The sequence below is a fragment of the Nocardia sp. CY15 genome (genome assembly GCF_009829295.1).
Taxonomy (GTDB): domain Bacteria; phylum Actinomycetota; class Actinomycetes; order Mycobacteriales; family Mycobacteriaceae; genus Nocardia; species Nocardia sputi.
Genome location: NZ_VUOT01000006.1, coordinates 173,810 through 199,200, shown reverse-complemented (window position 1 = coordinate 199,200; position 25,391 = coordinate 173,810). Strand labels below are relative to the sequence as shown.

The following is a 25,391-nucleotide window of genomic DNA, read 5'->3' as shown; positions in this document are numbered from 1 at the left end:
GCCTCCGAGGCCAGCACCGAATCGGGACGGCCGTATGCCTGAGGGAGACACCGTCTTTCTGGCAGCGAAACGGCTACGCACCGCCCTGGCCGGAAAAGAGCTGACCCGCAGTGATTTTCGGGTGCCGCGATACGCCACGGTCGATCTTCGCGGACAAATGGTCGAGAGCGTCGGCAGCTACGGAAAACACCTGTTCATCCGGACCCCCACCGTGAGCATTCACACGCACCTGAAGATGGAGGGCAGCTGGCGCGTGTTCCACTGTGGGCAGCGCTGGACCAAACCCCGAGTCACCGCCCGGATCGTGCTGAGCACCGAGGACGTCGAAGCGGTCGGCTTCGCACTCGGCACCGTCGAGGTGGTGCGCGTGCGCGACGAGCACCACGTCGTGGACCATCTCGGGCCCGATCTGCTCGGGCCGAATTGGGATGCGGCCGAAGCAGTCCGGCGGCTGGAGCGGTATCCGGATCAACCCATCGGCGTCGCCGTGCTGGACCAGCGCAACCTGGCGGGAATCGGTAACGTCTTCCGCAGCGAGGTCTGCTTCCTGCGCCGCGTCCACCCCGCGACCCGGGTCGGGGATGTGCCGGACCTGCTGGCACTGGTCAACGAAGCGCACCGCATCCTGACCGAATCGGTGGAGAAACCCCCGCGACGGCCTTTGGTCTACGGCCGCACACACCGCTCGTGCCCGCGCTGCGGCACACCGCTGGCCGCCGACCTACTCGGTGACACCGCACCGCATTACGACCGCGTGGTTCAGCGGGAGCGCGGCATCTTCTTCTGTCCTCGGTGTCAGCCGGTCCCGGCCGAGTGATCGCGCCGCACGAACACCGATATCTCGAACCGCCGACGCCCGGTGAAGTGCCGCGTACCCAACCTTGCTCGCGCGCCGCACGATTCGCTGCGGCACTGCGATGCGATATCAGCGTCGCCGCTCTTGACGATCTCCTCACCCGCACTTAGCTTACAAGTTGTCAGTTATGCGGGAGGGCACCATGAGCGACCCACGGCGCTACGTCGTGATCGGAGGCGGCCTGGCCGGGCTCGCCGCGGCGGTCTGGCTGGCGGAAGCGGGCAAGCAGGTCACCCTCTTGGAGCGCAGAGGCCGACTCGGCGGCCGCACCCACGCGATGCGGGCCGAGGCGGTGGACGATCCGCCGGACAACGGCCAGCACGTGATCGCCAGTGGATACGAACACCTGTTCCACTACCTCACCAGCGTCGGCACACGGCAATATGTCGCCTTCCCGCACGGGGGAACCCTGCGCTGGCCCGACGGCCGCAGCGTCACCATGCGCACCAAAGGAATCGCCGCGCTGCGCACGCTGACCGGCGCTCATCCCGATGCGAACCCTCTCGAGCGCGTGCACGCGGCGATCGCCACGCTCCGGCTCGGCTGGCAATGTCTGCATCAGCCCGCCGACTTGGCCGACCTCACCACCGAGCAATGGTTCGACCGAGTCGGCATGCCCGCCAAAGCGCGTGAGGCGCTGTGGGATTGGCTGGCACTCGGCATCGCGGCGGAACCGGTGCAGCGGGAATCGGCGAAGGTGTTCGCCGATGTGCTGGCCACGGGTATCCGGCTGGGCATCGAACACCGGCGAGCCGTCGACATCGGCTACCCCACCACCGATCTGGACACCTTGTACGTCACCGGAGCCCTGCGCGTCTTCGAGAAGCACGGCGTGCAGGTGCGATATCGGGCTGTAGCCCGCCGTATCCATATCTCCAACGGCGAAGTCACCGGCGTCACCCTGGTCGACGGCACCACGATCCCAGCCGACGCGGTGGTGTGCGCGGTACCCAATTCCAGCATCGGCGGACTGCTCGACGAACTGCCCGAGCACGCCGAGATCTACGCGGCCGCCGACAAGCTGGGCTACACGCCGATCGTCAGCACCAACCTCTACCTCGATCGCCCGCTGGGCACCACCGCCGAGTTCGAGGCGCTGATCGGTGGCACCGGCGTCATCGATGAGGTCTTCGACCGTCAGCGGATGACCGGGCGCAGCACCGACAAGGCCTGGCTGTACTGCCTGACCACCAGCGGCGCCTACGAGCAGATCCACAAGTCCAGCGACGAGATCGTCGCCGAGCAGATGGCGCTGCTGCGGCGCTACTACCCGGCGGCGCGAGCGGCGAACGTGGTGCAGGCGCAGGTCGTGCGCATGCCGAAGGCCACCTTCTCCCAGGTCGTCGGCACCCACGGGTTGCGACCGGACCAGCGGACCTCGGTGCCCACCTTGGTGCTCGCGGGCGACTGGACCGCCACCGACTGGTCGGCGACGATGGAGAGCGCGGTGCAGAGTGCGGCGCGGGCGGTGGATCTGCTGCTCGAGTTACCTTCTCTTGCGTGACCACGGATCGCTCCACATCCGAGCGCGGCGCCACCGATCCGGCCGATGCACGGCCCAAGCGCCGGATGTCCGCCGCCGACCGTCGAACCCAACTATTGGACGTGGCGCGCGACATCGTCGCCACCGAGGGCTTCGGCGCGGTGAGCATCGAGCGGGTGGCGCGCGCGGCGCGGGTGGCCCGTGCGCTGGTGTACCAGCAGTTCACCGACCTGTCCGGGCTGACGTCGGCGCTGCTGGATCGCGAGTCGGCCATCGCGTTCGCCGGTGTGCGCAGCGTGGACTGGGACCACGGTGACGTGGACCGAGTCGGCCGTGGCATCCTCGCCTACCTGCACGCCGCGCCGACCAGCTGGCGCATCATCCTCAGCCCGTTCGACGGCGGGCCGCCCGAGCTGCGCGAGCGGCTCGCGCTCGGCCGCGCCTACGCTCGGGCGATCGGCGCGCGCCACCTGTCCCGCTATCTCGAGGTCACCGTGGATCCGGACGGCCCGACGGAGCGAATCCTGTTGGCCGCCATGGAGGAACTGGCCCGCCTGCACCTCACCGACCCGTCCGGGTATCCGGACGAGCTGGTGCTGCGCTATCTGCGCTCACTGGTCGACTGGGCGATGCGTATGGAAGCACCCGGGGACCAGGACTGATCGGCCCCCCTCACAAACTTCCCGGGAACAGCTCAATCCTTGCGCATCCAGGCGAGCATGATCCGTGCCTGACGGAGTCGCCAGCCCGTCGGCGTCCGTACCGCGGTGCAGGCCAGTCGCAGGCCGCTCGTCTGGTGGGGCGGTTGGCCGTCGCGGTAGAAGTACACCAGCGAGTTCGCGGACGCGGCGGCCTGGTCGCCGTCGACGTTCACCAGCAGGTCGGTGGTCGTGCGCTGAGTGCGCTCCCCCTCGACCTCGGCCTGCCGCATGTAGTCGACGACCTTGTCGATGCCGCTGACCTGGATTCGCGGTGAGTGGACCGCCACATCTTCCGTGAAGATGGTGCCGGAATCCTCCCACCGCCCTCGTCCAGCAGGCGCTCGAAGCGGGTGAACAGGTCGGCGACTACATGCGGTCGGCGATCAGGGCATCCGTGGACATGGCATCCTCACCACACTCAGCCTTCGGACGGCACCGGCTCCAAAATCTGCGGGCGGGGCTCGGGAGCCTCGATCCGCAGAGCGTCGGCGGAGGCGTCGTCCGGTTTGGTCTGCGAACGGATCTCCGCGTCGACCCGCGCCTGATAGGTCTGAACCTCCCGGTCGATCTCCTCCTCGTCCCAGCCCAGGACGGGCGCGACCAGCTGGGCCACCTGCTCCGCGCAGTTGGCGCCGCGATGCGGATACTCGATCGAGATCCTGGTCCGCCGGGCCAGGATGTCGTCCAGATGCAGCGCGCCCTCGGCCGCCGCCGCGTAGACCGCCTCGACCTGCAGATAGGACGGGGCGTCCGTGATCGGTTGCAGGAGTTCGGGTTTGCCCTCGGCGAAGGCCATGACCTCGCCGATGAGCGAGCCGTACCGATCCAGCAGGTGCTTGACCCGGTAAGGATGCACCCCGTAGGTCTCCGCCAGCTGCACCGTCTGGTTGACCAGCGCGAAGTAGCCGTCGGCGCCGAGCAGCGGCACCTTCGCCGTGATCGATGGCGAGACCCGGGCCGGAATATCCTGCGCCGCTTCGTCCACCGCGTCGTAGGCCATCACGCGATAGGTGGTGTACTTGCCGCCCGCGATGCCGATCAGGCCCGGCGCCACTCTGGCGACGGCGTGCTCACGCGACAGTTTGGAGGTCTCGTCGCTCTCCCCCGCCAGCAGCGGGCGCAAGCCCGCGTACACACCGTCGATGTCGTCGGGCGTGAGCGGCACGACCAGCACCTCGTTCACTCGCGCGAGCAGATAGTCGATGTCGGCCTTGGTCGCGGCCGGATGCGCCAAGTCGAGATTCCACTCGGTGTCGGTGGTGCCGATGATCCAGTGCGCACCCCACGGGAGGACGAACAGCACCGAGGTCGCGGTGCGCAGGATGATGGCGGTGTCGCTGACGATCCGATCTCGCGGCACCACGATGTGCACGCCTTTGGACGCCCGCACGTGGAACCGGCCCCGCTGATGCGACAGTGCCTGGACTTCGTCGGTCCACACACCGGTCGCGTTGATCACCACATGTCCACGGACCTCGCCGGTGCTCCCGTCCTCGGTGTCGCGAACCTTCACGCCGACCACCCGATCGGCTTCGCGCAGGAAACCCACCACCTGGGTGGACGTGCGGATCACCGCGCCGTAGTGCGCGGCCGTGCGCGCCAACATCATGGTGTGGCGTGCGTCGTCGACGACGGTGTCGTAGTAGCCGACACCGCCGATCAGCGAGTCCCGCCGCAGCCCCGGCGCCAGCCGCAAGGCGCCCGCGCGGGTCAGATGCCGTTGTCCGGGAACGGATTTGGCGCCGCCCATGGTGTCATAGAGGACCAGTCCGGCGGCCACGTACGGGCGCTCCCAGACGCGATGGGTCAGCGGATAGAGAAAGCGCAGCGGCTTGACCAGGTGTGGCGCCAGGGTGGACAGCGTGAGCTCGCGTTCCCGCAGCGCCTCGCGTACCAATCCGAACTCCAGCTGCTCCAGATAGCGCAACCCGCCGTGGAACATCTTCGACGACCGGCTGGAAGTGCCGGACCCGAGGTCGCGGGCTTCGACCAGAGCGACCTGCAAGCCCCTGGTCGCCGCGTCGAGCGCGATGCCCGCCCCGACCACGCCGCCACCGACGACGACCACATCGAAATGATCCTTGCCGAAGCGCTCCCAAGCCGTCGTGCGCTGCTCCGGGCCGAGGAACTGCGTATCCGGTTTCATCGCCATGCTCGACTCCTCCAGCCGACGCGGATGTGTCCGATCGAGCGTTCAAGTCCAGGCTAGGCGAATCGCCGCGGATCGACCGCCCGCGCCCGGCTCCGTGTCGCCCAGACCTACTCGCCGGTAACAAGACCACCCTAACCGACCGGCGAGCCACCGCCCACAGCTCGGTGAGCCAACCGACACCGCCGTGTTCACCACCGCCGCCCCGCATCCACCTCCGGGTCGTGCGATCACCTCCTTACGCGGCCATACCACCTCAACTCCCGGTTTCGAGCGAAGCGAGACCGAGCATCCGCCGTTCGCGGCCCGGCTTGCGTCCGAGTGGCCGCCGCGTAGGCGACGAAGGAGCAAGCGGCGGTCGCTCGGACGCGAGCCACCGAGGGGCCGCGAACACGCCGCGCCGCGGGCGCGGCCAAAATACACTGCACGGATGCGTCGCTATGTGGCCGCCATCGACCAGGGCACGACCTCGAGTCGGTGCATCGTCTTCGACCGGCAGGGACGCGTCGTCGGCGTCGCCCAGCGGGAGCACGAGCAGATCTTCCCTCGGCCGGGATGGGTCGAGCACGATCCGGAAACCATCTGGCGCGATACCGAATTCGTCCTCGGTGAGGTGCTGGAGCGCTGCGGTCTCAGCGCCGAGGACATCGCCGCGGTGGGCGTCACCAACCAGCGCGAAACCACGGTGGTGTGGGACCGCGAGACCGGCCGTCCGGTGCACAACGCGATCGTCTGGCAGGACACCCGCACCGACCGGCTGTGCGCCGAACTGGCCAGCGACGCGGGACCGGCCCGCTACCAGGACCGCACCGGCCTTCCGCTGTCCACCTACTTCGCGGGGCCGAAGCTGCGCTGGATCCTGGACAACGTGCCCGGCGTGCGGGAGCGCGCGGAGGCGGGTGAGTTGTGCTTCGGCACCGTCGACAGCTGGGTGCTGTGGAAGCTCACCGGCGAGCACGTCACCGACGTGACCAACGCCTCCCGCACCATGCTGCTGGACCTGCGTGCACTGCAATGGGATTCGGAAATCTGCGGGGAATTCGGCGTGCCGGAGTCGATGCTGCCGCAGGTGCGCAGTTCCTCGGAGGTCTACGCGGCGATCAGCTCCGGACCGCTGGCCGGGGTGCCGGTCGCGGGCATCCTCGGCGACCAGCAGGCCGCGACCTTCGGCCAAGCGTGCCTTTCACCCGGCGAGGCCAAGAACACTTACGGCACGGGCAATTTCATGTTGCTCAACACCGGTACCACGCCGGTGTTCAGTAAGCACGGCCTGCTCACCACCGTGTGCTACCGCCTCGGTGACGCGGACGCCGTATACGCCTTGGAGGGATCCATCGCGGTCACCGGGTCGCTGGTGCAGTGGTTTCGCGACAATCTCGGCATCATCTCCGCCGCCGACGAGATCGAACCGCTCGCCCGCAGCGTCGAGGACAACGGTGGCGCTTACATCGTGCCCGCCTTCTCCGGGCTGTTCGCGCCCCGCTGGCGCCCGGACGCACGCGGCGTGATCGCGGGGCTCACCCGTTTCGTCACCAAAGCGCACCTGGCGCGAGCGGTGCTGGAATCCACCGCGTTCCAGACCCGCGAGGTGGTCGACGCGATGCGGGCGGACGCCGAGTCCCAGCGGCTCGGTTTGGAGCTGACCACGCTGAAGGTGGACGGCGGCATGGTCGGCAACGACCTGCTCATGCAGTTCCAGTCCGACATCCTCGACGTGCCCGTGGTGCGGCCGGTGGTCAACGAGACGACCGCGCTCGGTGCGGCGTACGCGGCGGGCCTCGCCGTCGGCTACTGGTCGGGCACCGACGACATCCGCGACAACTGGGCCGCCGACAAGACGTGGCGGCCTGCCATGCCGGACGCCGAGCGGGACGAGCGTTTGGCCGCGTGGAACAAAGCGGTCGAGCGCACCTACGGCTGGGTCGGCTGAGGGTTCCGCACCGCGACGGCGTGCGCGAGCCGGTCGACCGCCAGTTCCAGCGTCGGTTCGTCGGAGGTGGTGAAGCACATCCGCATCGAGTTGCGGTACCCGCCGCCCACGGCGAACGCCGCTCCCGGCACGTAGGCGACCCCTGCGGCGAGCACACCCGGAAGCAGCAGCTCGGTGTCGGTCCCGTCGGTGAAGTCGGCCCAGACGAACATGCCGCCCGACGCGTCGCTGCACCGTACGCGGTCCCCGAAACGGCTCCGCATCGCGTGCACGAGCGTCTTCGCGCGCTCGCCGTAGACGCCCCGGACATGATCGACGTGGGCGGTGAGCCATGCCGTGTCGGCGAGCAGGTCGGTGGCGATCTGCTGGGTGAGCGCCGAACCACACAGATCCGCGCCTTGCTTCAGCAGTTCGACTGCGCGGCACACCGGATCCGGCGCCACCATCCAGCCCACCCGCAGGCTCGGCGAGAGGATCTTCGATGCGCTCGACAGCCGGATGACGTTGCGAGAGTACGACGCGACCGGCGCCGGCGCGGGGCCGTCGAACCACAGCTCACCATAGGGATCGTCCTCGATCACCCAGAAGCCGTGCTCATCGGCCAAGCGCGCGAGCTCCGCACGGCGGCGGGAGCTCATGGTCACGCCACCGGGATTGTGGAAATTGCTCACCGTGTGCACCACGGCCGGGCGCTCGCCACGGGCGAGCAACTCGGTGAGCGCGTCGGTGCGCATCCCCTCGGCGTCCAGCGGCACCGCGGCGATGCGCGCGCCCGCGGCCCGGAAGACCTGCAGTGCGCCGACGTACGCCGGGTCCTCCACCACGACCAGCGCGCCCGGATCGAGCAACACCTCGGCCAGCAGCGACAGCGCCTGCTGGGAACCGTGCGTGACGAACACCTCCGCGAGCGGCACCGGGCGACCGAGCCTGCCCGACTCCCGCTCGGCGAGGACCTCGCGCAGCGGCGCCCAACCCGGGGATTCGGTGTACTGCAGGCAGCCGTTGTGGCTCAGCGCGGCGGCCGCCGCGTCGGCCAGCCGGGCGCGCGGCATCAGTTCGGCGTCCGGCAGGCCACCGGCGAGGCTGACGATCTCGGCGCGCGCGGTCAGCTTCAAGAGGTCACGGATCGCCGAACTCCGCAGGCCGTCCAGCTTGCCTGCCAGCGGTGGGATGGTCGGCGACATGGGAAGACCTCCGGGGAACGCCGTGGTACGCGATATCCCACTGTCGCACACGCCCGACCAAAATCCGAAATATTCATCCCATGATCTGAGATCCGCCCCGGTAGCGGCCGTATCCGGCTACAGGCGATCCCGGATCGCGTAGACCACCGTCTTGCCGTCGCGGGCCACCGTGGTCACTGTCTGCCGGTATACCGTGGTGGTCCCGTCGGGCCGGTGTTCGGTCAGGTCCACGTCGAAGGTGTCGGTGGCCAGCTCCGTGATCCGCAAGCAGTGCGTGGTGCCGACCGGAACGTACTCATCGATGCCCTTCTGGATGCGGTCGGCGGTCGAGACGTTCTCCGCGTCGTCGGCGACGAACCGCCGGGCCCGCTCACCGCTGCGCTCGACGTAGAAGGAGTACTGGAATCCGAGAATGGCGCCGGGGCCGCTACTGGTGTCACCCGTGCCGTTGCCGACAGTCACCTTGCCGTCCTTGTTCGACGGGCAGCTCAACGCCGCGGTGGTGCCGCCGACACCGGGAGCGGCGCCGCTGTCGCCGTTGTCACCGGATACCGCGATGATCGTCACCGTCAACGCGATCAGCACCACGACCGCCGCGACCGCGCCGAGCACTCCCCAGCGTCGCGAATGACGAGAGCTTCGCACCGGCGCCGGAGTCGTGGGGACGCGCAGCGCCAGCCGCATGGCGATCGGGTCCTCCGCCCAGGACAGACCCGAGTCCGCCGGCGGAGGCGGCTTCGGTACGCCGCCCTCGGCGGTCGGCTGATTCCACCACGAGTCCTGCTTCTCGCCGCCCTTGGGCTGCGGGCGCGCGGCGGGCGGCTCGGGCGCGGCAGCGGCGGATTCGGCAAAGACCGTGGCATCCGGCGCGCGGAACTGCGACGCGAGAGGAGGCGTCGTCTCCGGCTCGCCCGCGGGTCGCCAACCCAGTTCGGGGTGGTCGGTGGGCTGCTGCGGCACCTGCCAGCGCGGTCCGGTATCGGTGCCCATCGGCGGACCGAATTCCGCGACGGGCGGACCGAATTCCGCAACGGGTGGCCCGAACTCGGAGACCGGCGGCCCGAACTCCCCCAACGACGGACCGAATTCCGACCCGGAGGAGTCGGATTCGTTCTCCCTCGCATCACCCTCGGAGGTCACACCCAATCCTTTCCCAGGACGCACAAGTGGGGCGGCCGCGAACGACCGCCCCACCCGTCGAGATCAGCACGTGTCAGTACTGGAGTGAACCACCCCACTGGGTGGTGACACCACCCACATCGACGGTTTGCGGAGCGAAATCGCCCGGCTGAAGCGGAAGCTTAACCTGTGCGGCGGCCTCCAGGGCGGCCGCGCCGCCCGGCTGCTCCCGGATCCAGTCCTCCACCGCGGCCTTGGCCACGTTCAGCTGGGTGGTGTCGAACACCGCGGTGGTGTTGTTCGAGGCCAAGCCCTCGCCGCCGGTGTAGGTGGTCAGCTTGACGGTGTTCTTGTCGACGAACTCCACCGAGACACCGGCTTCACCCGCACCGGTCGGCGTGCGGTAGCCGATGGTGCCGACGTAACCGGCCTCGTTGCTGAAGTGGTGGGTGTTGGCCACGTGACCGGGCAGCACGGTGCCGCCGTCGATGTTGGCGCCGATCTCCGCGTGCGGACCGGTCATCTCCACGACCGGCGCCGGCGGGGCGGCTTCCAGGCGCGGCGCCTGCCAGCGCGGCTGCGGCTGCACCAGCGTGGAACTCTCCGGCTCCCGCGCCTCGGCGTTGCCGCCCTGGGTGCCCGGCTGCGGGGCAGCCTGCTCCCCGGGCTGCGGCGCGGCCTGATCCGGCACGACCGCGGGCTGCGGATCGCTGGGCTGCTGCTGGCCGGGAACCGGCAGCGGCGCGACGCGGGGGGTGGTCACGCCCGGCTGGGTCGGTTGGGCCAGCCGCGGATCCTTCTTCTGATCGGGCACGGCCTGGTTCTGGTCCGGCGTGGTGACGCCGGGCTGGCTCGGCGTCGGCTTGCTCTCCGGCTTCTGCCGATCCTGCTCGGATTCCGGCTTGTCCGGTTCCGGCTGAGTGGTCTCGGGGGTGCTCGGCGACTCGTTCACGCCCGGCTGCGCCGGAGCGGGCGTCGGCGGAGTGGTCGGCTGATCGTTGGGAGCCGCCCCCGCCGGCGCAGCGAAGAGAGTGGCCACTGCAGCCGCTGTGGCCAGCGGCAACGAGGTGCTCGCCATCGCTCGCTGCGCCCGACTCGGCTTACGATGTTTCACTTTTCGCAATCCCTTCCCGGGTGCGGCCTGGTCGGCCGCATTCAGTTGTCCCCTGGGTGAGACGCCTGATCGCCGAACGGCCCGGGCCGTTCGCTCGTGCCGATTTGGAAAGGACCCATCCCCCCACACCGAACTCCGCGACCCTCCTGCGATCGCATCTCTGCCGAGAGTGAACCACATGTGCGCACGATGGGCAACGCTGCGAATGACCAAGGGTGGCAAGACTCCCCGCGTCCCCGCCCCGCCCCGAGTTCTCGGGGCGTGATGTCCTGAATCGGACACGGCACAGCGCGCGCCGAAACGGAAGTCAGTCCAGGTCGTCGTGCCGCATCAGCAATCGCGCCGCCTCGGTCACCGAACCCGTCAGCGAGGGGTACACCGAGAAGGTCTGGGCCAGGTCGTTGACCGTCAGGTTGTTCTGCACCGCAAGGGCGATCGGCAGGATCAGCTCCGAGGCGATCGGAGCGACGACGACGCCGCCGATCACCACGCCGGTCGCGGGGCGGCAGAAGATCTTGACGAAACCGCGTCGCAGCCCGGACATCTTGGCGCGGGGGTTCGTGTTCAGCGGCAGCATCACCGTGCGGGCGGGGACCTCACCGTTGTCGATCGCGTTCTGGCTGACGCCGACGGTCGCGATCTCCGGCCGGGTGAACACCGCGGAGGCAACGGTCTTCAGGCGAATCGGGCTGACGCCCTCCCCGAGCGCGTGGTACATCGCGATGCGTCCCTGCATCGCGGCCACCGAGGCCAGCGGCAGCAGGCCGGTGCAGTCGCCCGCGGCGTAGATGCCGGGCACCGACGTGCGCGAAACGCGATCCACCCGCAGGTAGCCGCCGCGGTCGAGTTCGATGCCGACCCGCTCGAGTCCGAGCCCGGCGGTGTTGGGTGTCGAGCCCACGGTCATCAGCGCGTGCGAGCCGGAAACCGTGCGTCCGTCGGACAACTTGACCACGATGCCGTCGGCGGTGCGCTCCACCGCGTCGGCGCGGGCGTGCTTGACCAGTTCGACGCCGCGTTCGGCCAGCGCGTCCTCCAGCACGAGCGCCGCGTCGGCGTCCTCCCCGGGCAGAACGCGGTCGCGGCTGGAGACCAGCTTCACCCGCACACCCATTTCGGTGTAGGCGGAGACGAACTCGGCGCCCGTCACACCGGAACCGACGACCACCAGGGTCTCCGGCAACTCCTCGAGGTCGTAGAGCTGACGCCAGTTGAGGATGCGTTCACCGTCCGGCTCGGCGCCCGGCAGCACGCGCGGGCTCGCGCCGGTGGCGATCAGCACCACCTCGGCCTCGATGGTCTGCTGCGCGCCGTCGGCCAGCTTGACCAGCACGCGGTGCGCGGCCAGCCCGCCGGCGCGGTCGATCAGCTCGCCGTACCCGGCGAGTACGGTCACCCCCACGGTCTGCAGCTTGGAGCGGATATCGGAGGACTGCGCGAGGGCCAGCGCCTTCACGCGCCCGTTCACCTCCGCCAGCTGCACCTGCGCCTGGTTCGGGTCCAGGGTGATCCCGAGATCGCGAGCGCGGCGCAGGTCGGTTCGCACGCCGGTCGAGGCGATGAAGGTCTTGGACGGGACACAGTCCCAGAGCACACACGCGCCGCCGATGCCGTCGGAGTCGACCAGCGTCACCGACGCTCCGTGCTGTGCCGCCACCAGGGCCGCCTCATAGCCGGCCGGTCCGCCGCCGATGATCGCGATGCGGGTCATTGATACCTCCGCTCGTGCTTCGCGCCGGGATCTCCGGCACGGGTAAACGTTATCCGGCAACCTCCTCGCACTACCGAGCGCGTTACCGGTGCGCAACAGTTCCGCACCACGCGCCGCGCCGCAGGTGCGGCAATCAAACGCGGTCTGCGAAGGTTATTGGCTACCCTTCTCTGGTGCCGATCTATGCCGCCTATGGGTCCAACATGGACTCGACGCAGATGCTCGAGCGCTGTCCGCACTCCCCCATGTCCGGGACGGGCTGGTTGGAGGGCTGGCGGCTCACCTTTGCCGGTGATGACATCGGCTGGGAAGGGCCTCTCGCGACGGTCGTGGAGGATCCCAATTCCCGGGTGTTCGTCGTGCTCTACGACGTGTCCCCCGAGGACGAACAGCGGCTGGACCGCTGGGAGGGCTCGGACTTCGGTATCCACAAGAAGATCCGACTGCGCGTCACCCGCAACGCCGACGGCGGCGAACCCACGCTGGCCTGGCTGTATGTGCTGGACGCCTACGAGGGCGGCCTGCCCTCGGCCCGCTACCTCGGCGTGATCGCCGACGCCGCCGAAAAGGCGGGAGCGCCAGAGGATTACGTCCACGCCCTACGAACCCGCAACAGCCGGAACGTCGGCCCGGGCAACTTCGGCTGACCGCGACAGTCCGCCGACGTCAGCGGCGTGGCCGACCCGAGGGTTCGGCCACGCCGCTGCACCGGCAACGCCCCGTGTGACGAACAACAGCGCCGGTGTGACGAAGAACTCAGCGCGCGCCGAGCACGAGATTGCTCAGCACCCGCACGCCGACCGCGAGGGCACGCTCATCGATGTCGAAGGTGGGCTGGTGCAGGTCCAGCTGTTCGCCCTCCCCGGACCAGACGCCCAGGCGCGCCATCGCGCCCGGCACCTCCTCGAGATACCAGGAGAAGTCCTCGCCACCGCCGGACTGCAGAGTGTCGGCCAGCGCGTCGGGGCCGAGCGCGCGGATCGCGTCCTCGAAGATGCGGGTGGAGTGCTCGTCGTTGACCACAGGAGGCACGCCGCGCCGGTAGTTCAGCTGGTAGCGCACGCCCGTCGGGGCCAGCAGGCCGTCGACGATCTGCCGCACCATCGGCTCCAGCAGCGACCAGGTGGCGTGATCTCCGGTGCGGATGGTGCCGGTGAGCATGCCGGTCTGCGGAATGGCGTTGGGCGCTTTTCCCGCGCTCACCGCACCCCACACCATCACGGTGCTGGTGCGCGGGTCGATGCGACGGCTGAGCAGGCCCGGCAGGCCGGTGATGACCGAGCCGATCGCGTAGACCAGGTCGCTGGTCAGGTGTGGACGGGAAGTGTGGCCGCCCGGCGAGTCGAGCACCAGCTCGATGGTGTCGGCGGCGGAGGTGATCGCACCGACGCGGATGCCGACCCGGCCCACTTCCAGGCGCGGGTCACAATGCAGCGCGAAGATCCGCTCCACACCCGTCATCGCGCCCGTGGCGACCACGTCGATCGCACCGCCCGGCATGACCTCCTCGGCGGGCTGGAACACCAGCCGCACCCCGACCGGCAGCTCCGGCACCTCGGCCAGCGCCAGCGCCGTGCCGAGCAGGATGGTGGTGTGCGCGTCGTGGCCGCACGCGTGCGACACGCCGGGCACCGTCGAGGCGAAGGGCAGTCCGGTGAACTCCTGCAGCGGCAGCGCGTCCATATCGGCGCGCAGGCCGATTCGCGGCCCGTCCGGCCCGATGTCACAGATCAAGCCGGTGCCGCCGGGAAGTACCTGCGGCGCCAGGCCCGCCTTGGTCAGCCACGCCGAGACGAACTCGGTGGTGCCGAACTCGGTACGGGACAATTCCGGGTTGGCGTGGATGTGCCTGCGCCATTGGACGAGATCGACCGTGTGATCGGCCAGCCACGACTCCACCGCTTCCCGCCCGGATCCCACGGTCTCCGACGCCGCGGAGCCGCCGGTGCTCTCCACGGCCACGCGGATACCCGCTGCCTGGCCCGTCGCCGGCGCCGCCGAACGGCCGGTTGTGCTCACCGAATGTCCTCCTGTCGTTGAACTAGCCGTTGCAACAACCTGTCTCTATGGATGTCATCGCGGGCGACGGCGATAGCGGTACGCGCGAGGGCGAGCGCACCGTCGAGGACCGCACGATCCGCCGAAGCGTTGACGCTGGCCGCGGCGAAGCCGGGCTGATGTGTCACCGCACCACCGGCATCGATGCCGATGACCGGGTGGATCCCCGGAATGACGTTGGTGACGTTCCCCATATCGGTGCTGCCCAGCGGCCGCTGCGCCTCGAACTCCGGAGCCAGCGGCACGCGTCCCAATCCGGCGAGTTGCTCGCGATAGACGAGCAGCAACTCCGGATCCGGGGTCAGCTCGGTATACGTCGGCGCGAGCGTCCGGATTTCGTGGGTGCAGCCGGTCGCGAGGGCGCCCGCCTCGAAACAAGCCGACGCTCGTCGCATCAGATCGTCGAGGGATGCGGAGTCGACTGCGCGTAGGTAATACAGCAGTTCCGCACGTCCGGGCACGATGTTGGGAGCTACGCCACCGTCGCCGACTATACCGTGCAGTTGCTGGCCGGGCAGGAGATGCTGCCGCAGCAACCCCAGAGCGACCTGTGCGACGGTCACCGCGTCGCCCGCGTTGCGGCCCTGCTCCGGGGCCGCGCTGGCATGCGCCTCACGCCCGTGGAAGACCACCGAGACGTCGGCCAGAGCCAGCGACCTGGCGCCGACGATGTCGAGCGGACCCGGATGCACCATCATCGCCATCGCGACGTCATCGAACACCCCATGTTCCAGCATGAGCACCTTGCCGCCGCCGCTCTCCTCGGCGGGGGTGCCGAACACCAGCACAGTCAGGTCCAGCGCGTCGGCGACCTCGGCGAGACCGAGCGCCGCCCCCACCGCGGACGCGGCGATGACGTTGTGCCCGCAGGCATGCCCGATCTCGGGCAGCGCGTCGTACTCGGCGCAGATGCCGACGGTCAGCGCCCCGCTGCCATAGCGTGCTCGGAACGCCGTCGGCAAGCCGGCGACGCCGTTGTCGATCTCGAAGCCACGCTCGGCGAGCGGAACGACGGTCTTGGCGACGCTGCGGACCTCCTCGAACGCCAGCTCGGGTTCGGCGTGGATCGCGTGTGACAGGCCGATCAGCTCGGCCGACGCCGCTCGGATCGCGGCGTCACTGCGACCGGCCGGGTCGACCTCGCACACGGCGTTGCCGTCGTGTTGCGATTCCTGGCGCCCGCTGCGCGGTGGTGGCATGCAACACAGTCTCGCACTGCTGTGTTTGTTTATGCAGCGCCTACGGCGCTGCGTGTTCGCGGCCCCCTTGTGGCCGCGAACGGACAATGCTCGGTCTCGCTTCGCTCGAAAGACGTGGTTGTGCCCGTGTGGTGGAGACGACACCTCGACCTGCGGACTTGGGGCCTGCTATTCGTCGGCGGTCGTCTTCGTGCGGACCGGTGCAACTTATATCCGCCCGCGCGCGACGGTGCCCCGAGAGGAGCCGAGGTATGAGCCGGCTGTCCGAGCGCGGCGCGCGCCGGGTCCAAAGGGGCGGGCTCAGCCTGCGGCGAATGCCAGGGTCTCCGAGGTCGACGGAATCAGCCCGCCACGAACACCGAGCTCCCCGAGCCGGACGGAATCAGCCCGCCGCGAACGCCAGGTTCTCGGGGGTGGTCGGCACCGCGAGACCGGCCAGGGCCTTCGCGTGCAAGGCGCGCTTGATCACCGGCAGGTTGGGCTTGCGGTTGCTCGCCAGGGCCGCCGCCCGCTCGATCGCGGTCGCGAGCAAATCGGGGGCTTCGGCCTTGCCGTCGGCGATGCCCGCGGCAATGGCCTCGTCCGCCGCGTAGCGGTGGCCGGTGGTCATCGCCTGCACACAGACCTGGTTGGTCAGCCGCTCGGTGAGCAGGGCGTTCATCCCGATGGTGAACGGCATGCCCAAGTGCACCTCGGGCAGGCAGTAGAAGCCGCGATCGGCGCGCATCATCCGGAAGTCGTGCGAGGTGGCCAGCATGGCCCCCGCGCCGAAGGCATGGCCGTTGATCGCGGCCACGGTCGGCAGCGGGAAGGCGAGCAGGCGGGTGTAGAGCGAGTGCACGCGGTCGAGGTAGCCGTGCATCTTGTCCAGGTTGCCGAACAGCCAGTCGGTGTCCAGACCGTTGCTGTAGAACTTCCCGGTCGCGGTGGTCACCAGCGCGGCAGGTCCCTGGGAGCTCTCGACCTCGTCCAGCAAGCCGTGGAATTCGTCGATCCAGTCCGGGTGGAAACGGTTCTCGCTGTCCGTCTGTCCCTCGGTGCCGAGGTACACGACGAACACTTCACCTTGGCGTTCGAGATACGGCATGCGGTGCAGCGTATCGGGCCACATCGAACACCCCTACTCGCGGGTAGAAAGTCGAATGCCGACCCGCGACGAGCAACGCCCGACCCGACCTTTGCGATGCCGGCCCATGGTCGCGCCCCTCGATGCCGCCGATCCCGATGCGGCACGACTGATCCGAAGGCGACGAGAACTCCAGCCAGTCGGCCAGGCGTCGTCCAACCGCGCTGACACCCGCCGCGACCACACCCGGCCACCGCCCACCCGACCTGGCCAACATCCAGCTACCAGCCACCGATGGGAAGCGTGCCAGCAGGACGACCGCCCATGCGATCACACCGGCCGATGCCGCCGCCGGGGCTCGGCTGCATCACCACCGACGCGCCCACACCCGCCCAACTCCCGGTTTCGAGCGAAGCGAGACCGAGCATTGTCCGTTCGCGGCCCGGCTCGCGTCCGAGTGGCCGACGCGTAGGCGACGAAGGAGCAAGCGGCGGCCGCTCGGACGCGAGCCACCGAGGGGCCGCGAACACTCAGCGCCGCAGGCGCTGATAATCAAACAGAGCTATGGTGACGATCATGCTTGCCGAACAGGCCGCCGAGGCGATCGCCGAACGTACGGGAGTGTCACGCCACCGGGTCGCGGTGGTGCTGGGGTCGGGCTGGCAGGACGCGGCCGCGGAGATCGGGGCGCCGCGGGCGTCGGTTCCGATGCCGGAGCTGCCGGGGTTCGGGACACCGACCGCCCAGGGCCATGTCGGCATGGTCCATTCGGTTCAGGTGGACGACAACGCCGTGCTGCTGCTGATGGGCCGCCAGCATCTCTACGAGGGCTACCAGCCCGCCGATGTGGTGCATCCGGTGTCGGCGGCCGTGGCGGCGGGCGCGGAGATCGTCGTGCTGACCAACGCCGCGGGCGGTATCCGGCCCGGCCTCCGGGTGGGTGAGCCGGTGCTGATCAGCGACCATCTCAACTTGACCGGTCGCACGCCGCTGGCAGGCGCGACGTTCGTCGACCTGGTCGACGCCTGGGACCCCGAGTTGCGGGCGGTCGCCAGGGAGATCGACCCAAGCCTGACCGACGGCGTCTACGCGGGCCTGACGGGGCCGCAGTACGAGACACCCGCCGAGATCCGGATGCTGCGCACGATCGGCGCGGACCTCGTCGGCATGTCCACGGTGCTGGAAGCGATCGCCTGCCGCGCGCTGGGCGCCCGGCTGCTGGGCATCTCGCTGGTCACCAATCTGGCCGCGGGGGTGACGGGCGCGCATCTGTCCCACGCCGAGGTGCTCGCCGAAGGGCACGCCGCGGCGCCACGGCTGGGCAAACTGCTGCGCGGCGTGCTGGAACGGGTGTAGATGCTGCGGTTCGGCACGGCAGGACTGCGCGGGCCGCTGCGCGACGGCCCGGACGGCATGAACGTCACCACGGTGAGCAGGGCTACCGCCGGGATCGCGGCGTGGCTGCGCGAGCGCTGCCTCGGCGGCGGCGCGGTGGTCGTCGGCCGCGACGCCAGGCACGGTTCCGCCGAGTTCGCCGCGGCGACCTCGGAGATTCTCGCGGCGACGGGCTTCGCGGTGACGCTGCTGCCGCGTCCGCTGCCGACCCCGGTGGTCGCGTACGCGGTGCGTGCGCTGGGGGCGGTCGCGGGCGTGCAGATCACCGCCTCGCACAATCCGGCCACCGACAACGGCTACAAGGTCTACCTCGACGGTGGATCGCAGCTTCTCGCCCCGGCCGACGCCGAAATCGAGCGCTGCATCGAAGCCGTCAGCGAGCCGATCGATCGTCAGCCGGTGACCCCCGCAGACGACGACGTGGTGCGGCGCTATGTGCGCCGCGTCGCCGAATTACCCTCCCGGATCGGCGGACCGGGCGAGCGCGCCGGGATCCGGATCGCACTCACACCACTGCACGGCGTCGGCGGCGAACTCGCCGTCGAAGCGCTCGGCGCGGCGGGTTATCCCGACGTCCATGTGGTAGATGAGCAGTTCGCACCGGATCCCGACTTCCCCACCGTCGCGTTCCCGAACCCCGAGGAACCCGGTGCGAGCGATCTGCTGCTCGCGACGGCGGCCCGGGTCGGCGCCGATGTGGCGATCGCGCTGGATCCCGACGCGGACCGGTGCGCGGTGGGTGTCCCGCGCCCGGACGGTACCTGGCGGATGTTGCGCGGCGACGAGACCGGCGTACTGCTGGCCGACTGCGTGCTGCGCACCGCTCCCGCGGACTCGCTGGTGGCGACGACCATTGTGTCGTCGCGACTGCTTTCCGAGCTGGCTCCCGCTCGCGGCGGCCGCTACGCGGAAACGCTCACGGGATTCAAATGGCTGGCCCGCGCGGGCGACGGCTTGGTCTACGCCTATGAGGAGGCGATCGGCCACTGCGTCGACCCGGCGGCGGTCCGGGACAAGGACGGTATCTCCGCCGCCGTGCTGGTGGCCGATCTGGTGGCCCGGCTGAAAGCCACGGGTCGCGTCCTCGATGACGAACTCGACGACTACGCGGTCGAATTCGGCTTGCACACGGGCGACCAGGTGTCGCTGCGGCTCGCCTCGGCCGCCGATGCCGCCGCGGTGGTGCAGCGGTTGCGGGCGCACCCGCCGGAGCGGATCGCGGGCGAGCCGGTCGAGTACACCGACCAACTCCGGGTGCGGGGACGGATGCGGACCGACGCGCTGATCTTCGAGGGTGTCTCCTCCCGTGTGGTCGTGCGACCTTCCGGCACCGAGCCGAAACTCAAGTGCTACTTGGAGGTGGTCGAACCGGTCGGCTCGCACGCCGATCTTCCGGCCGCGCGAGCCGCTGCGTGCGTACGCCTTTCGGCGCTGCGCGACTTCTGCCGGGCGCTCTGACCGTCAGCGCGGTCCGAACTGCCTGTCGCCCGCGTCGCCGAGACCGGGCACGATGTAGGCGTTCTCGTTCAGTTCCGCGTCGACGACAGCGGTGACCAGCCGCACCGGCAGGCCCGAGTCCGCCAGTGTCGCAATACCTTCCGGCGCTGCGACGACGCAGACGGCGGTGATGTCGGTGGCGCCGCGCGCCGCGAGCAGTTGCAGGGTGTGACGCATAGAGCCGCCCGTGGCCAGCATCGGATCGAGCACGAAGACCGGCAGCCCGGCGAGATCGGCGGGCAGCGACTCCATATAGGGCACCGGCTGGTGGGTTTCCTCGTCGCGGGCGAGGCCGACGAATCCGATTCTGGCGTCCGGGATCAGTTCCGCGGCCGCATCGATCATGCCGAGCCCGGCGCGCAGCACTGGGACCAGCAGCGGCGGCCGGGCCAGCCGGACGCCTTCGGTGGGGGCGACCGGTGTGACGATCTGGAAACGCTCGACCTCCGCGTCGCGCAGCGCCTCGTAGATCAGGATCCCGGTCAGATCACGCAGTGCGGCACGGAAAGCCGGATTCGCGGTTCGCTCGTCCCGCATCGTGGTCAGCAGGGCGGCGACGAGTGGATGGTCCACGGTGTGGGTGCGCATGAGGGAACGATAAGGTCGGCCCGGGGTGCGCCGCCGGACGCCACGGAACTTTTTTCCGAAGCGGCGGAACCGAACCGGAACAGCGCGCGTCGAACCAAGTGGATGACGTACTCTGCCTGGGAACAACAGATGGGGGAAGCTCTGATGCGAAAGATGTCGGCGGACACCGAGGGCATCGCGGCCTACGGCGCGACCACTCACGTCATGGCCGGTGATATGGCGGCGGCGGGAGTGAGCGCTGCGGCGGCGGAACCCGCGCTGCTCGGCCCGATCATGGGGCTCATCGGCGGTGACTTCATGGCGGCCTATGCCGCGGCGCACGCCGGGCACGTCGCCGCGATCGGCCAGCTGTCGGCGGTGCTCACCAGTATGGGCGGCGCGGCCACCGGAGCGGCGGCCGTCCTCACCGAGACCGACGCCACCCACGCGAGCGCGCTGCGGAACGCGGCCGCCGAAGTGGAGTGAGCCGGTGATCGACATCAACGCGCTGGCCAAACCGATCTTCGACCTGCTCGCCAGCTTCGGCAGCGGCGTGCTGCCCTCGGGCGGCCCCACGGACGCGCTGCGCAGCACCTCGGCCGTGGTCGACCAGATCCACCAGATGGGCCGCGACAGCATCAACGGTATGAACACCGCCTGGGACGGCCGTGCCGCCGACGCGGCCACCGCCAAGGCGCTGCGCGTGCAGACCTCGGCGGCCACCATCTCCGATCGCGGCAACGAGATGGCGACGGTCGTGAACCAGGCCGCGGGCGAGGTCGAGACGGGTCAGAAAGAGCTCACCGACATCGCGCAGTCCTTCGTGAACACCGCCGCGAGCATAGGTCCGGCCCTGGCGACCCCGCAGGGGCTGACGGTGCTCGTCGGCACGGCGATCGACCATCTCGGCCAAGCGCTCAACGTCGTCGGCCGGGTGCAGAACGAATTGCAGACGCACACCGCGTCGATGAACGAGCTGACCCCGCCGCCCACGACCCCGTCCCTGTCCGGCGTGCCCGTACAGCAGGTGGTGTCCACCGCCTCCGGCGCACTCAACGGCGCGGGGCAACTGCTGAGCACCGCGATGGCCACGCCGACGCTGTCCCAAGCCATGCGTGGTCCCAGCACCACGCCGGGCACCTCGGGCACGCCCAAGCCCGACACCGGTTCCTCGGGAGCGCCCGACGACGGCAAGGGCGTGAAGATCACGCTGCCCGACGGCAGCGTCGTGGAGGCGCCCAACGAACAGGCCGCCACGGCGGTCCGGTCGGCGATCGGCGCGGTCGGCACGCCCTATGTCTGGGGCGGCAACAGCCCGGGCGCGGGATTGGACTGCAGCGGGCTCACCAAGTACGCCTACGGCGAGGCGGGCGTCGACCTGCCCCGGCTCGCGGCCGAGCAGGGCAACGGGGCCACACCGGTCTCGGCCGGTGACCTGATGCCCGGCGACCTGGCGATCTGGGACGGCCACGTGGCCATGGTGATCGGCAACGGGCAGTTGGTCGAGGCGGGTGACCCGGTCCAGATCAGCTCGATTCGAACGGAGAACTCAGGCATGGACTTCTACGGTTTCTACAGGCCGACGGCATGACCCAACCCCAGGTCCCCAATGTCACGGTGGCTGCCAGCAGCAACCGGTCGGGCACCATCTCGGTGCGCGCTACCGATCAGGGCATGCCGGTGGAGATCAAGTTCGAGCGCAGCGAATACCGTTACGGCGCACAGTCGCTGGCGAACGAGATCCTGCGGCTCACCCAGCGCTCCGCCATCGCGGCGCGGGCGCGGCGGCGCGAATTGCTCGCCGAGGCCGGCATGCCCTCGGACATTCTCGACCGGCTCGGCCTGCCCACCCGCCAGCAGGCGGTGGACGAGCTCGACCGGATCGATGACGCGGACACGGGACCGACGACCTGGATGAGGCCGGTATGAGCGCGGAAATGGACGCCCTGGTCGCGTCGGCTACCCAGAAACTGGAGGCGCTGGAAGCCGCGCTGTACGGGCTGAAGCAGGTGCGCGGACGGTTCACCTCCGAGGACGGCGCGGTGAGCGTCGAGGTGAACAGCGATGGCGCGATGGTCGGCCTGACCCTCGCGGAATCGGTCACTTCGCTGCCGCCCACCGAGGTCGGACAGTTGATCGTCTGGGCCTGCAGGCAGGCCGCCGAGGACGCCGGCGCGCAGCGATCCAAGGTGGTTGCGACACTGAACGAGTCGTTCGTCCCGGCCGGGCAGCCGCCCGCGGGCACGAATGGGGGCGGGCCGGATAGTGCCTGACGCGGAAGGTCGATAGGCTTCCGCACATGGCTTCTGGAGACATCGTCCCGATCGAGCTCGGCCTGACCGACGGCGATCTCGTCACCCTGTGGGCACCGCGCTGGCGAGACGGTGACGACGAGTGGGAGGCGTTCCTCGGTCACGAGGATGCCCTCTACGGTTTCGAATCCGTGGCGGAGCTGGCCGCGTTCATCCGCACCAGCTCCGACAACGACCTCATCGACCATCCGGCGTGGAAGGTTGTCGCGGGTCTGTCCGCGGTCGAACTGGAACCGGAGGAGAACTTCACCTTCGATCTGGTCGCCGTGCCGGAGCTGGCCGCCGGTGACCCCGACGTGGACACCGTCGCCGAGTTGGAAGACACCCTCGGCATGGTGCGCAACATCGGTGAGGTGTGCGAGCTCGAGACGGTGACCAAGTTCTTCGGTTCGCATCCGGTACTCGGCGCGCTGCCCGGCGGGGTGAGCGCGTTCGTCGGCCGCGACGGAGAGGAGTTGTGGGACCAGATCGGCGCGGCCATCGCCAAGGACTGGGACGACGTGCTGGACGCCATCGACTCCGTCGTGCAGACGCCCGAGGTGGACGCCGAAGCGGTCGCGGTCGCCGAGGCCGAGCTGCTGGCCGCCGAGGAGAACGTGGTCGACGCCGACGACGCGGCCGACAGCGACGAGGAGGAATTCGAGCCCGTCGACCTCGACGAGGAAGAAGACGACGAGGAAGACGAGGACGAGGATGAATCGTTCTGGCACGAGGTCGGCATCGACCCGGTCAAGATCGTCACGTCCGAAGGCAGCGTCTTCACGCTGCGCTGTTACCTCGACGACGAGCCGATCTTCCTCGGCACCAAGGGCGCGATCACGGTCTTCCCCTCCGAGCGTGCGCTGGCCCGCTACCTCGCCGACGATCACGAGCACGACCTGGCCCGCGTGAGCACCTTCGCCGACGTGCAGACCGCGGCGGTGGACGGCTCGCTGGAGGTGGAGGTCACCGACGAGAACGTCTACGTGCTGCCCGGCTTGGCCGAGGATTTGGCGGAAGGCCCGGAGGCGGTCGACATCGAACAGCTGGACCTGGCGGTCGAGCTGTTCACCGACGCCGCCGACTACGCCGACGACGACACGGTGGAGCAGGCGCTGGCGCAATCCACCCCGCTGGGCTGGTATGTCTCCTACCTGCTGAATCCCGACCCCACCCGGTTGGCGCCCAACCCGCCGTTCACCGCCGAGGCCCAGGCCTGGCGCGAACTGGAACGCCACCTGGAGTCCCGGCTCGACAAGCAGTAACTAGCTCAGCCGGATCCACACCTGCTCGGCCTGCCCGAGCAGGCGTTCGTCGGCGCCGTAGACAGCGGTCGAGGCCCAGCATTTGCGGCCTTGTTCGCCGTGGAACTCGCCAACGACGACGCAGCGCTCGCCGACCTGCGGCACGTCGTGCACGGTGGCGGTCATCGAGCCGAGCAGTGCGGGACGTTCGAGCATGCCGGGGAGCGACCAGCCGCCGGGGCAGTCCATCGCGGCCCACAGCAGCGGCGGGCCCAGCGGCACGGTGTCGTCGGGCACCCACGGCGAGGCTACTCGAGCCTCGTCCACTCGTCCGGGTTCGATGCGCAGCCCGTCGGCCCGCCGGCTGCCGCAGACGAAGCAAGAGGCGAACATCTCGATGCTCGTATAGCCGCGCGCTGCCTCGGCCGCGTCATCGAACCGGACATGACGCGGTGCGTCCCGCATGAGCTCGCCGCTGTTCGACTCGGCGATCAGCGTGTCGCCCTCGTACAGCCGTCGGCCGCGCACGTCGAGCGGCGTCTCCAGCGGCGGCGGGCTGCGCAGGATCACGGTCACGGTCTGCTCGCCGCGCTGCTCGGCGAGCAGACCGGCCACGTAGCCACCGTTGCCGGAGTCGGGTGGTCCGTTGAACCGGCGGGGGATACGCAAGGTCGCCATGTCGGTCACGGTAGCCCGGTCGCCTATCCGATGAGCACCGCGTATCCGGGCTTGATGATGTCGTCGATGATCCGCAGCCGCTCGGGGAACGGGATGAACGCCGACTTCATGGCGTTGATGGTGAACCGTTCCAGGTCGCTCCAGCCGTAGCCGAACGTCTCGACCAATTTGAGCATCTCCTGGCTCATGCTGGTGTCGCTCATCAGCCGGTTGTCGGTGTTGACCGTGACGCGGAAGCGCAGGCGGGCCAGCAGGTCGAACGGGTGCTTGTCCAGCGATGGCACGGCGCCGGTCTGCACGTTCGACGACGGGCACAGCTCCAGCGGAATGCGCATGTCCCGGACGTAGTTGGCGACCACGCCCAGCTCTGCGTCCTCGATCGCGCCGGGCACGCTGATGTCGTCGGTGATCCGCACACCGTGGCCGAGGCGGTCGCATCCGCAGAACGCGAGCGCTTCGTGAATGGACGGCAGGCCGAAGGCCTCGCCCGCGTGGATGGTGAAGTGCGCGCTGTTGGCCCGCATGTACTCGAACGCGTCCAGGTGCCTGCTGGGCGGGAAACCGGCCTCCGCACCCGCGATGTCGAAGCCGCCGACCCCGCGATCGCGAAAGCGCACCACCAGTTCCGCGATCTCCCGCGAGCGCGCCGCATGCCGCATCGCGGTCAGCAGACAGGTCACCACGATGGTGTGGCCCTGCTCCGCGGCGGCGGCCTCGCCCTCGCGGAATCCGGCCAGCGTGTGTTCGACCACCTCGTCCAGCGTCAGTCCGCGCTCCAGATGCTGTTCGGGAGCGAAGCGCACCTCCGCGTACACGACGCCGTCGGCGGCGAGGTCCTCGGCGCATTCGCGAGCGACCCGGTGCAAGCCCTCCGGAGTCTGCATTACGGCGACGGTGTGCGCGAAGGTCTCCAGATAGCGTTCCAGCGACCCGCTGTCGGCCGCGTCACGGAACCAGGCCGCCAGCGACGCCTCATCCGTGGCGGGTAGGTCGTCGTAGCCGCTGTGCGCGGCGAGTTCGAGCACCGTCGCGGGCCGCAGGCCACCGTCGAGGTGATCGTGCAGCAGCGCTTTCGGCGCTTGGCGGATCGAGGCGAGAGTCAGAGGCATCGGTCCAGTCATGTGTCGACGGTAGCCGCAGCGCGCCGAA

At 69.5% G+C, this 25,391-nt stretch carries 24 protein-coding genes; 12 read left to right on the top strand and 12 right to left on the bottom strand.

Going from position 1 to position 25,391, the window contains the following annotated elements:
• Positions 1–34 precede the first annotated feature (34 nt).
• The 3 genes from GVY39_RS10860 to GVY39_RS10850 all read left to right on the top strand — a co-directional run bounded on the left by GVY39_RS10860 (position 35) and on the right by GVY39_RS10850 (position 3,001).
• Positions 35–817, top strand: coding sequence for a DNA-formamidopyrimidine glycosylase family protein (locus GVY39_RS10860; RefSeq protein WP_159923176.1), 783 nt, complete (start codon positions 35–37; stop codon positions 815–817).
• A 181-nt stretch (positions 818–998) separates the two neighbouring features.
• The gene (gene hpnE, locus GVY39_RS10855) at positions 999–2,360 is read left to right on the top strand and encodes a hydroxysqualene dehydroxylase HpnE (protein ID WP_159923174.1); all 1,362 of its coding nucleotides are present in this window, start codon (positions 999–1,001) and stop codon (positions 2,358–2,360) included.
• 65 nt (positions 2,361–2,425) lie between these two features.
• Positions 2,426–3,001: a TetR/AcrR family transcriptional regulator gene (locus GVY39_RS10850; protein WP_159923214.1), complete on the top strand. Its 576-nt coding sequence runs from the start codon at positions 2,426–2,428 to the stop codon at positions 2,999–3,001.
• Between the two features lie 32 nt (positions 3,002–3,033).
• On the opposite strand, the gene GVY39_RS10845 is transcribed toward GVY39_RS10850, so the two are convergent.
• Positions 3,034–3,327 carry a nuclear transport factor 2 family protein gene (locus GVY39_RS10845; RefSeq protein ID WP_236565394.1) on the bottom strand — a complete coding sequence of 98 codons (294 nt, stop codon included), beginning with the start codon at positions 3,325–3,327 and terminating at the stop codon, positions 3,034–3,036.
• Positions 3,328–3,458: 131 nt separating this feature from the next.
• Positions 3,459–5,192, bottom strand: coding sequence for a glycerol-3-phosphate dehydrogenase/oxidase (locus tag GVY39_RS10840; protein WP_159923172.1), 1,734 nt, complete (start codon positions 5,190–5,192; stop codon positions 3,459–3,461).
• 427 nt (positions 5,193–5,619) lie between these two features.
• Between GVY39_RS10840 and glpK the strand changes: the two genes are divergently transcribed.
• Complete coding sequence (gene glpK / locus GVY39_RS10835; protein ID WP_159923170.1) at positions 5,620–7,119, top strand: glycerol kinase GlpK; 1,500 nt, start codon at positions 5,620–5,622, stop codon at positions 7,117–7,119.
• On the opposite strand, the gene GVY39_RS10830 is transcribed toward glpK, so the two are convergent.
• From GVY39_RS10830 to GVY39_RS10815, 4 genes are all read right to left on the bottom strand, one after another.
• Positions 7,101–8,303, bottom strand: a complete 1,203-nt coding sequence (locus tag GVY39_RS10830; RefSeq protein ID WP_159923168.1) for a PLP-dependent aminotransferase family protein — start codon at positions 8,301–8,303, stop codon at positions 7,101–7,103. The two genes, glpK and GVY39_RS10830, sit on opposite strands and share 19 nt — an antisense overlap.
• A gap of 117 nt (positions 8,304–8,420) precedes the next feature.
• Complete coding sequence (locus tag GVY39_RS10825) at positions 8,421–9,443, bottom strand: hypothetical protein (RefSeq protein WP_236565393.1); 1,023 nt, start codon at positions 9,441–9,443, stop codon at positions 8,421–8,423.
• A gap of 73 nt (positions 9,444–9,516) precedes the next feature.
• A complete protein-coding gene (locus GVY39_RS10820) occupies positions 9,517–10,536 on the bottom strand; it encodes a hypothetical protein (RefSeq protein WP_240679459.1) in 1,020 nt (339 codons plus the stop codon).
• Between the two features lie 307 nt (positions 10,537–10,843).
• The gene (locus tag GVY39_RS10815) at positions 10,844–12,247 is read right to left on the bottom strand and encodes an NAD(P)H-quinone dehydrogenase (RefSeq protein ID WP_159923164.1); all 1,404 of its coding nucleotides are present in this window, start codon (positions 12,245–12,247) and stop codon (positions 10,844–10,846) included.
• Between the two features lie 173 nt (positions 12,248–12,420).
• Here GVY39_RS10815 and GVY39_RS10810 point away from each other — a divergent pair, with 173 nt between their 5' ends.
• Positions 12,421–12,894 carry a gamma-glutamylcyclotransferase gene (locus GVY39_RS10810; RefSeq protein WP_159923162.1) on the top strand — a complete coding sequence of 158 codons (474 nt, stop codon included), beginning with the start codon at positions 12,421–12,423 and terminating at the stop codon, positions 12,892–12,894.
• Between the two features lie 109 nt (positions 12,895–13,003).
• Here GVY39_RS10810 and GVY39_RS10805 read toward each other — a convergent pair whose 3' ends face one another.
• From GVY39_RS10805 to GVY39_RS10795, 3 genes are all read right to left on the bottom strand, one after another.
• Complete coding sequence (locus GVY39_RS10805; protein ID WP_370523783.1) at positions 13,004–14,146, bottom strand: M20 family metallopeptidase; 1,143 nt, start codon at positions 14,144–14,146, stop codon at positions 13,004–13,006.
• Positions 14,147–14,262: 116 nt separating this feature from the next.
• Complete coding sequence (locus tag GVY39_RS10800) at positions 14,263–15,504, bottom strand: M20 family metallopeptidase (protein ID WP_159923160.1); 1,242 nt, start codon at positions 15,502–15,504, stop codon at positions 14,263–14,265.
• Between the two features lie 382 nt (positions 15,505–15,886).
• A complete protein-coding gene (locus GVY39_RS10795; protein ID WP_159923158.1) occupies positions 15,887–16,591 on the bottom strand; it encodes an enoyl-CoA hydratase-related protein in 705 nt (234 codons plus the stop codon).
• A 555-nt stretch (positions 16,592–17,146) separates the two neighbouring features.
• Between GVY39_RS10795 and GVY39_RS10790 the strand changes: the two genes are divergently transcribed.
• Together GVY39_RS10790 and GVY39_RS10785 are read left to right on the top strand one after the other, a co-directional pair.
• Positions 17,147–17,926: a purine-nucleoside phosphorylase gene (locus tag GVY39_RS10790; RefSeq protein WP_159923156.1), complete on the top strand. Its 780-nt coding sequence runs from the start codon at positions 17,147–17,149 to the stop codon at positions 17,924–17,926.
• Positions 17,927–19,423, top strand: a complete 1,497-nt coding sequence (locus GVY39_RS10785; protein ID WP_159923154.1) for a phospho-sugar mutase — start codon at positions 17,927–17,929, stop codon at positions 19,421–19,423.
• 3 nt (positions 19,424–19,426) lie between these two features.
• Here GVY39_RS10785 and upp read toward each other — a convergent pair whose 3' ends face one another.
• Positions 19,427–20,050: a uracil phosphoribosyltransferase gene (gene upp / locus GVY39_RS10780; protein WP_159923152.1), complete on the bottom strand. Its 624-nt coding sequence runs from the start codon at positions 20,048–20,050 to the stop codon at positions 19,427–19,429.
• 144 nt (positions 20,051–20,194) lie between these two features.
• Here upp and GVY39_RS10775 point away from each other — a divergent pair, with 144 nt between their 5' ends.
• The 5 genes from GVY39_RS10775 to GVY39_RS10755 are packed head-to-tail and all read left to right on the top strand — an operon-like array spanning position 20,195 to position 23,585.
• The gene (locus GVY39_RS10775; RefSeq protein WP_159923150.1) at positions 20,195–20,515 is read left to right on the top strand and encodes a type VII secretion target; all 321 of its coding nucleotides are present in this window, start codon (positions 20,195–20,197) and stop codon (positions 20,513–20,515) included.
• A gap of 4 nt (positions 20,516–20,519) precedes the next feature.
• Positions 20,520–21,620, top strand: a complete 1,101-nt coding sequence (locus GVY39_RS10770; RefSeq protein ID WP_159923148.1) for a C40 family peptidase — start codon at positions 20,520–20,522, stop codon at positions 21,618–21,620.
• Positions 21,617–21,958, top strand: a complete 342-nt coding sequence (locus GVY39_RS10765; RefSeq protein WP_159923146.1) for a hypothetical protein — start codon at positions 21,617–21,619, stop codon at positions 21,956–21,958. The genes GVY39_RS10770 and GVY39_RS10765 overlap by 4 nt, the downstream gene beginning before the upstream one ends.
• Positions 21,955–22,302 (top strand): YbaB/EbfC family nucleoid-associated protein, encoded by a 348-nt coding sequence (locus GVY39_RS10760; protein ID WP_159923144.1) that lies wholly within the window; start codon positions 21,955–21,957, stop codon positions 22,300–22,302. Before GVY39_RS10765 ends, GVY39_RS10760 begins: the two co-directional genes overlap by 4 nt.
• 26 nt (positions 22,303–22,328) lie before the next feature.
• Positions 22,329–23,585 carry a primosomal protein gene (locus tag GVY39_RS10755; RefSeq protein WP_159923142.1) on the top strand — a complete coding sequence of 419 codons (1,257 nt, stop codon included), beginning with the start codon at positions 22,329–22,331 and terminating at the stop codon, positions 23,583–23,585.
• Here GVY39_RS10755 and GVY39_RS10750 read toward each other — a convergent pair whose 3' ends face one another.
• Both GVY39_RS10750 and GVY39_RS10745 read right to left on the bottom strand, forming a co-directional pair.
• Positions 23,586–24,242: a hypothetical protein gene (locus GVY39_RS10750; RefSeq protein ID WP_159923140.1), complete on the bottom strand. Its 657-nt coding sequence runs from the start codon at positions 24,240–24,242 to the stop codon at positions 23,586–23,588.
• A gap of 23 nt (positions 24,243–24,265) precedes the next feature.
• Positions 24,266–25,363 (bottom strand): adenosine deaminase, encoded by a 1,098-nt coding sequence (locus tag GVY39_RS10745; protein WP_159923138.1) that lies wholly within the window; start codon positions 25,361–25,363, stop codon positions 24,266–24,268.
• Positions 25,364–25,391: the final 28 nt, after the last annotated feature.

Excerpts from the sequence above, each read along its gene's own strand:
- GVY39_RS10860 (WP_159923176.1), top strand. The coding sequence starts at position 35 with ATGCCTGAGGGAGACACCGTCTTTCTGGCAGCGAAACGGCTACGCACC.
- hpnE (WP_159923174.1), top strand. The coding sequence starts at position 999 with ATGAGCGACCCACGGCGCTACGTCGTGATCGGAGGCGGCCTGGCCGGG.
- GVY39_RS10850 (WP_159923214.1), top strand. The coding sequence starts at position 2,426 with ATGTCCGCCGCCGACCGTCGAACCCAACTATTGGACGTGGCGCGCGAC.
- GVY39_RS10840 (WP_159923172.1), bottom strand. The coding sequence starts at position 5,192 with ATGGCGATGAAACCGGATACGCAGTTCCTCGGCCCGGAGCAGCGCACG.
- glpK (WP_159923170.1), top strand. The coding sequence starts at position 5,620 with ATGCGTCGCTATGTGGCCGCCATCGACCAGGGCACGACCTCGAGTCGG.
- GVY39_RS10830 (WP_159923168.1), bottom strand. The coding sequence starts at position 8,303 with ATGTCGCCGACCATCCCACCGCTGGCAGGCAAGCTGGACGGCCTGCGG.
- GVY39_RS10815 (WP_159923164.1), bottom strand. The coding sequence starts at position 12,247 with ATGACCCGCATCGCGATCATCGGCGGCGGACCGGCCGGCTATGAGGCG.
- GVY39_RS10800 (WP_159923160.1), bottom strand. The coding sequence starts at position 15,504 with ATGCCACCACCGCGCAGCGGGCGCCAGGAATCGCAACACGACGGCAAC.
- GVY39_RS10795 (WP_159923158.1), bottom strand. The coding sequence starts at position 16,591 with ATGCCGTATCTCGAACGCCAAGGTGAAGTGTTCGTCGTGTACCTCGGC.
- GVY39_RS10790 (WP_159923156.1), top strand. The coding sequence starts at position 17,147 with ATGCTTGCCGAACAGGCCGCCGAGGCGATCGCCGAACGTACGGGAGTG.
- GVY39_RS10785 (WP_159923154.1), top strand. The coding sequence starts at position 17,927 with ATGCTGCGGTTCGGCACGGCAGGACTGCGCGGGCCGCTGCGCGACGGC.
- upp (WP_159923152.1), bottom strand. The coding sequence starts at position 20,050 with ATGCGCACCCACACCGTGGACCATCCACTCGTCGCCGCCCTGCTGACC.
- GVY39_RS10775 (WP_159923150.1), top strand. The coding sequence starts at position 20,195 with ATGCGAAAGATGTCGGCGGACACCGAGGGCATCGCGGCCTACGGCGCG.
- GVY39_RS10765 (WP_159923146.1), top strand. The coding sequence starts at position 21,617 with ATGACCCAACCCCAGGTCCCCAATGTCACGGTGGCTGCCAGCAGCAAC.
- GVY39_RS10760 (WP_159923144.1), top strand. The coding sequence starts at position 21,955 with ATGAGCGCGGAAATGGACGCCCTGGTCGCGTCGGCTACCCAGAAACTG.
- GVY39_RS10755 (WP_159923142.1), top strand. The coding sequence starts at position 22,329 with ATGGCTTCTGGAGACATCGTCCCGATCGAGCTCGGCCTGACCGACGGC.
- GVY39_RS10750 (WP_159923140.1), bottom strand. The coding sequence starts at position 24,242 with ATGGCGACCTTGCGTATCCCCCGCCGGTTCAACGGACCACCCGACTCC.
- GVY39_RS10745 (WP_159923138.1), bottom strand. The coding sequence starts at position 25,363 with ATGACTGGACCGATGCCTCTGACTCTCGCCTCGATCCGCCAAGCGCCG.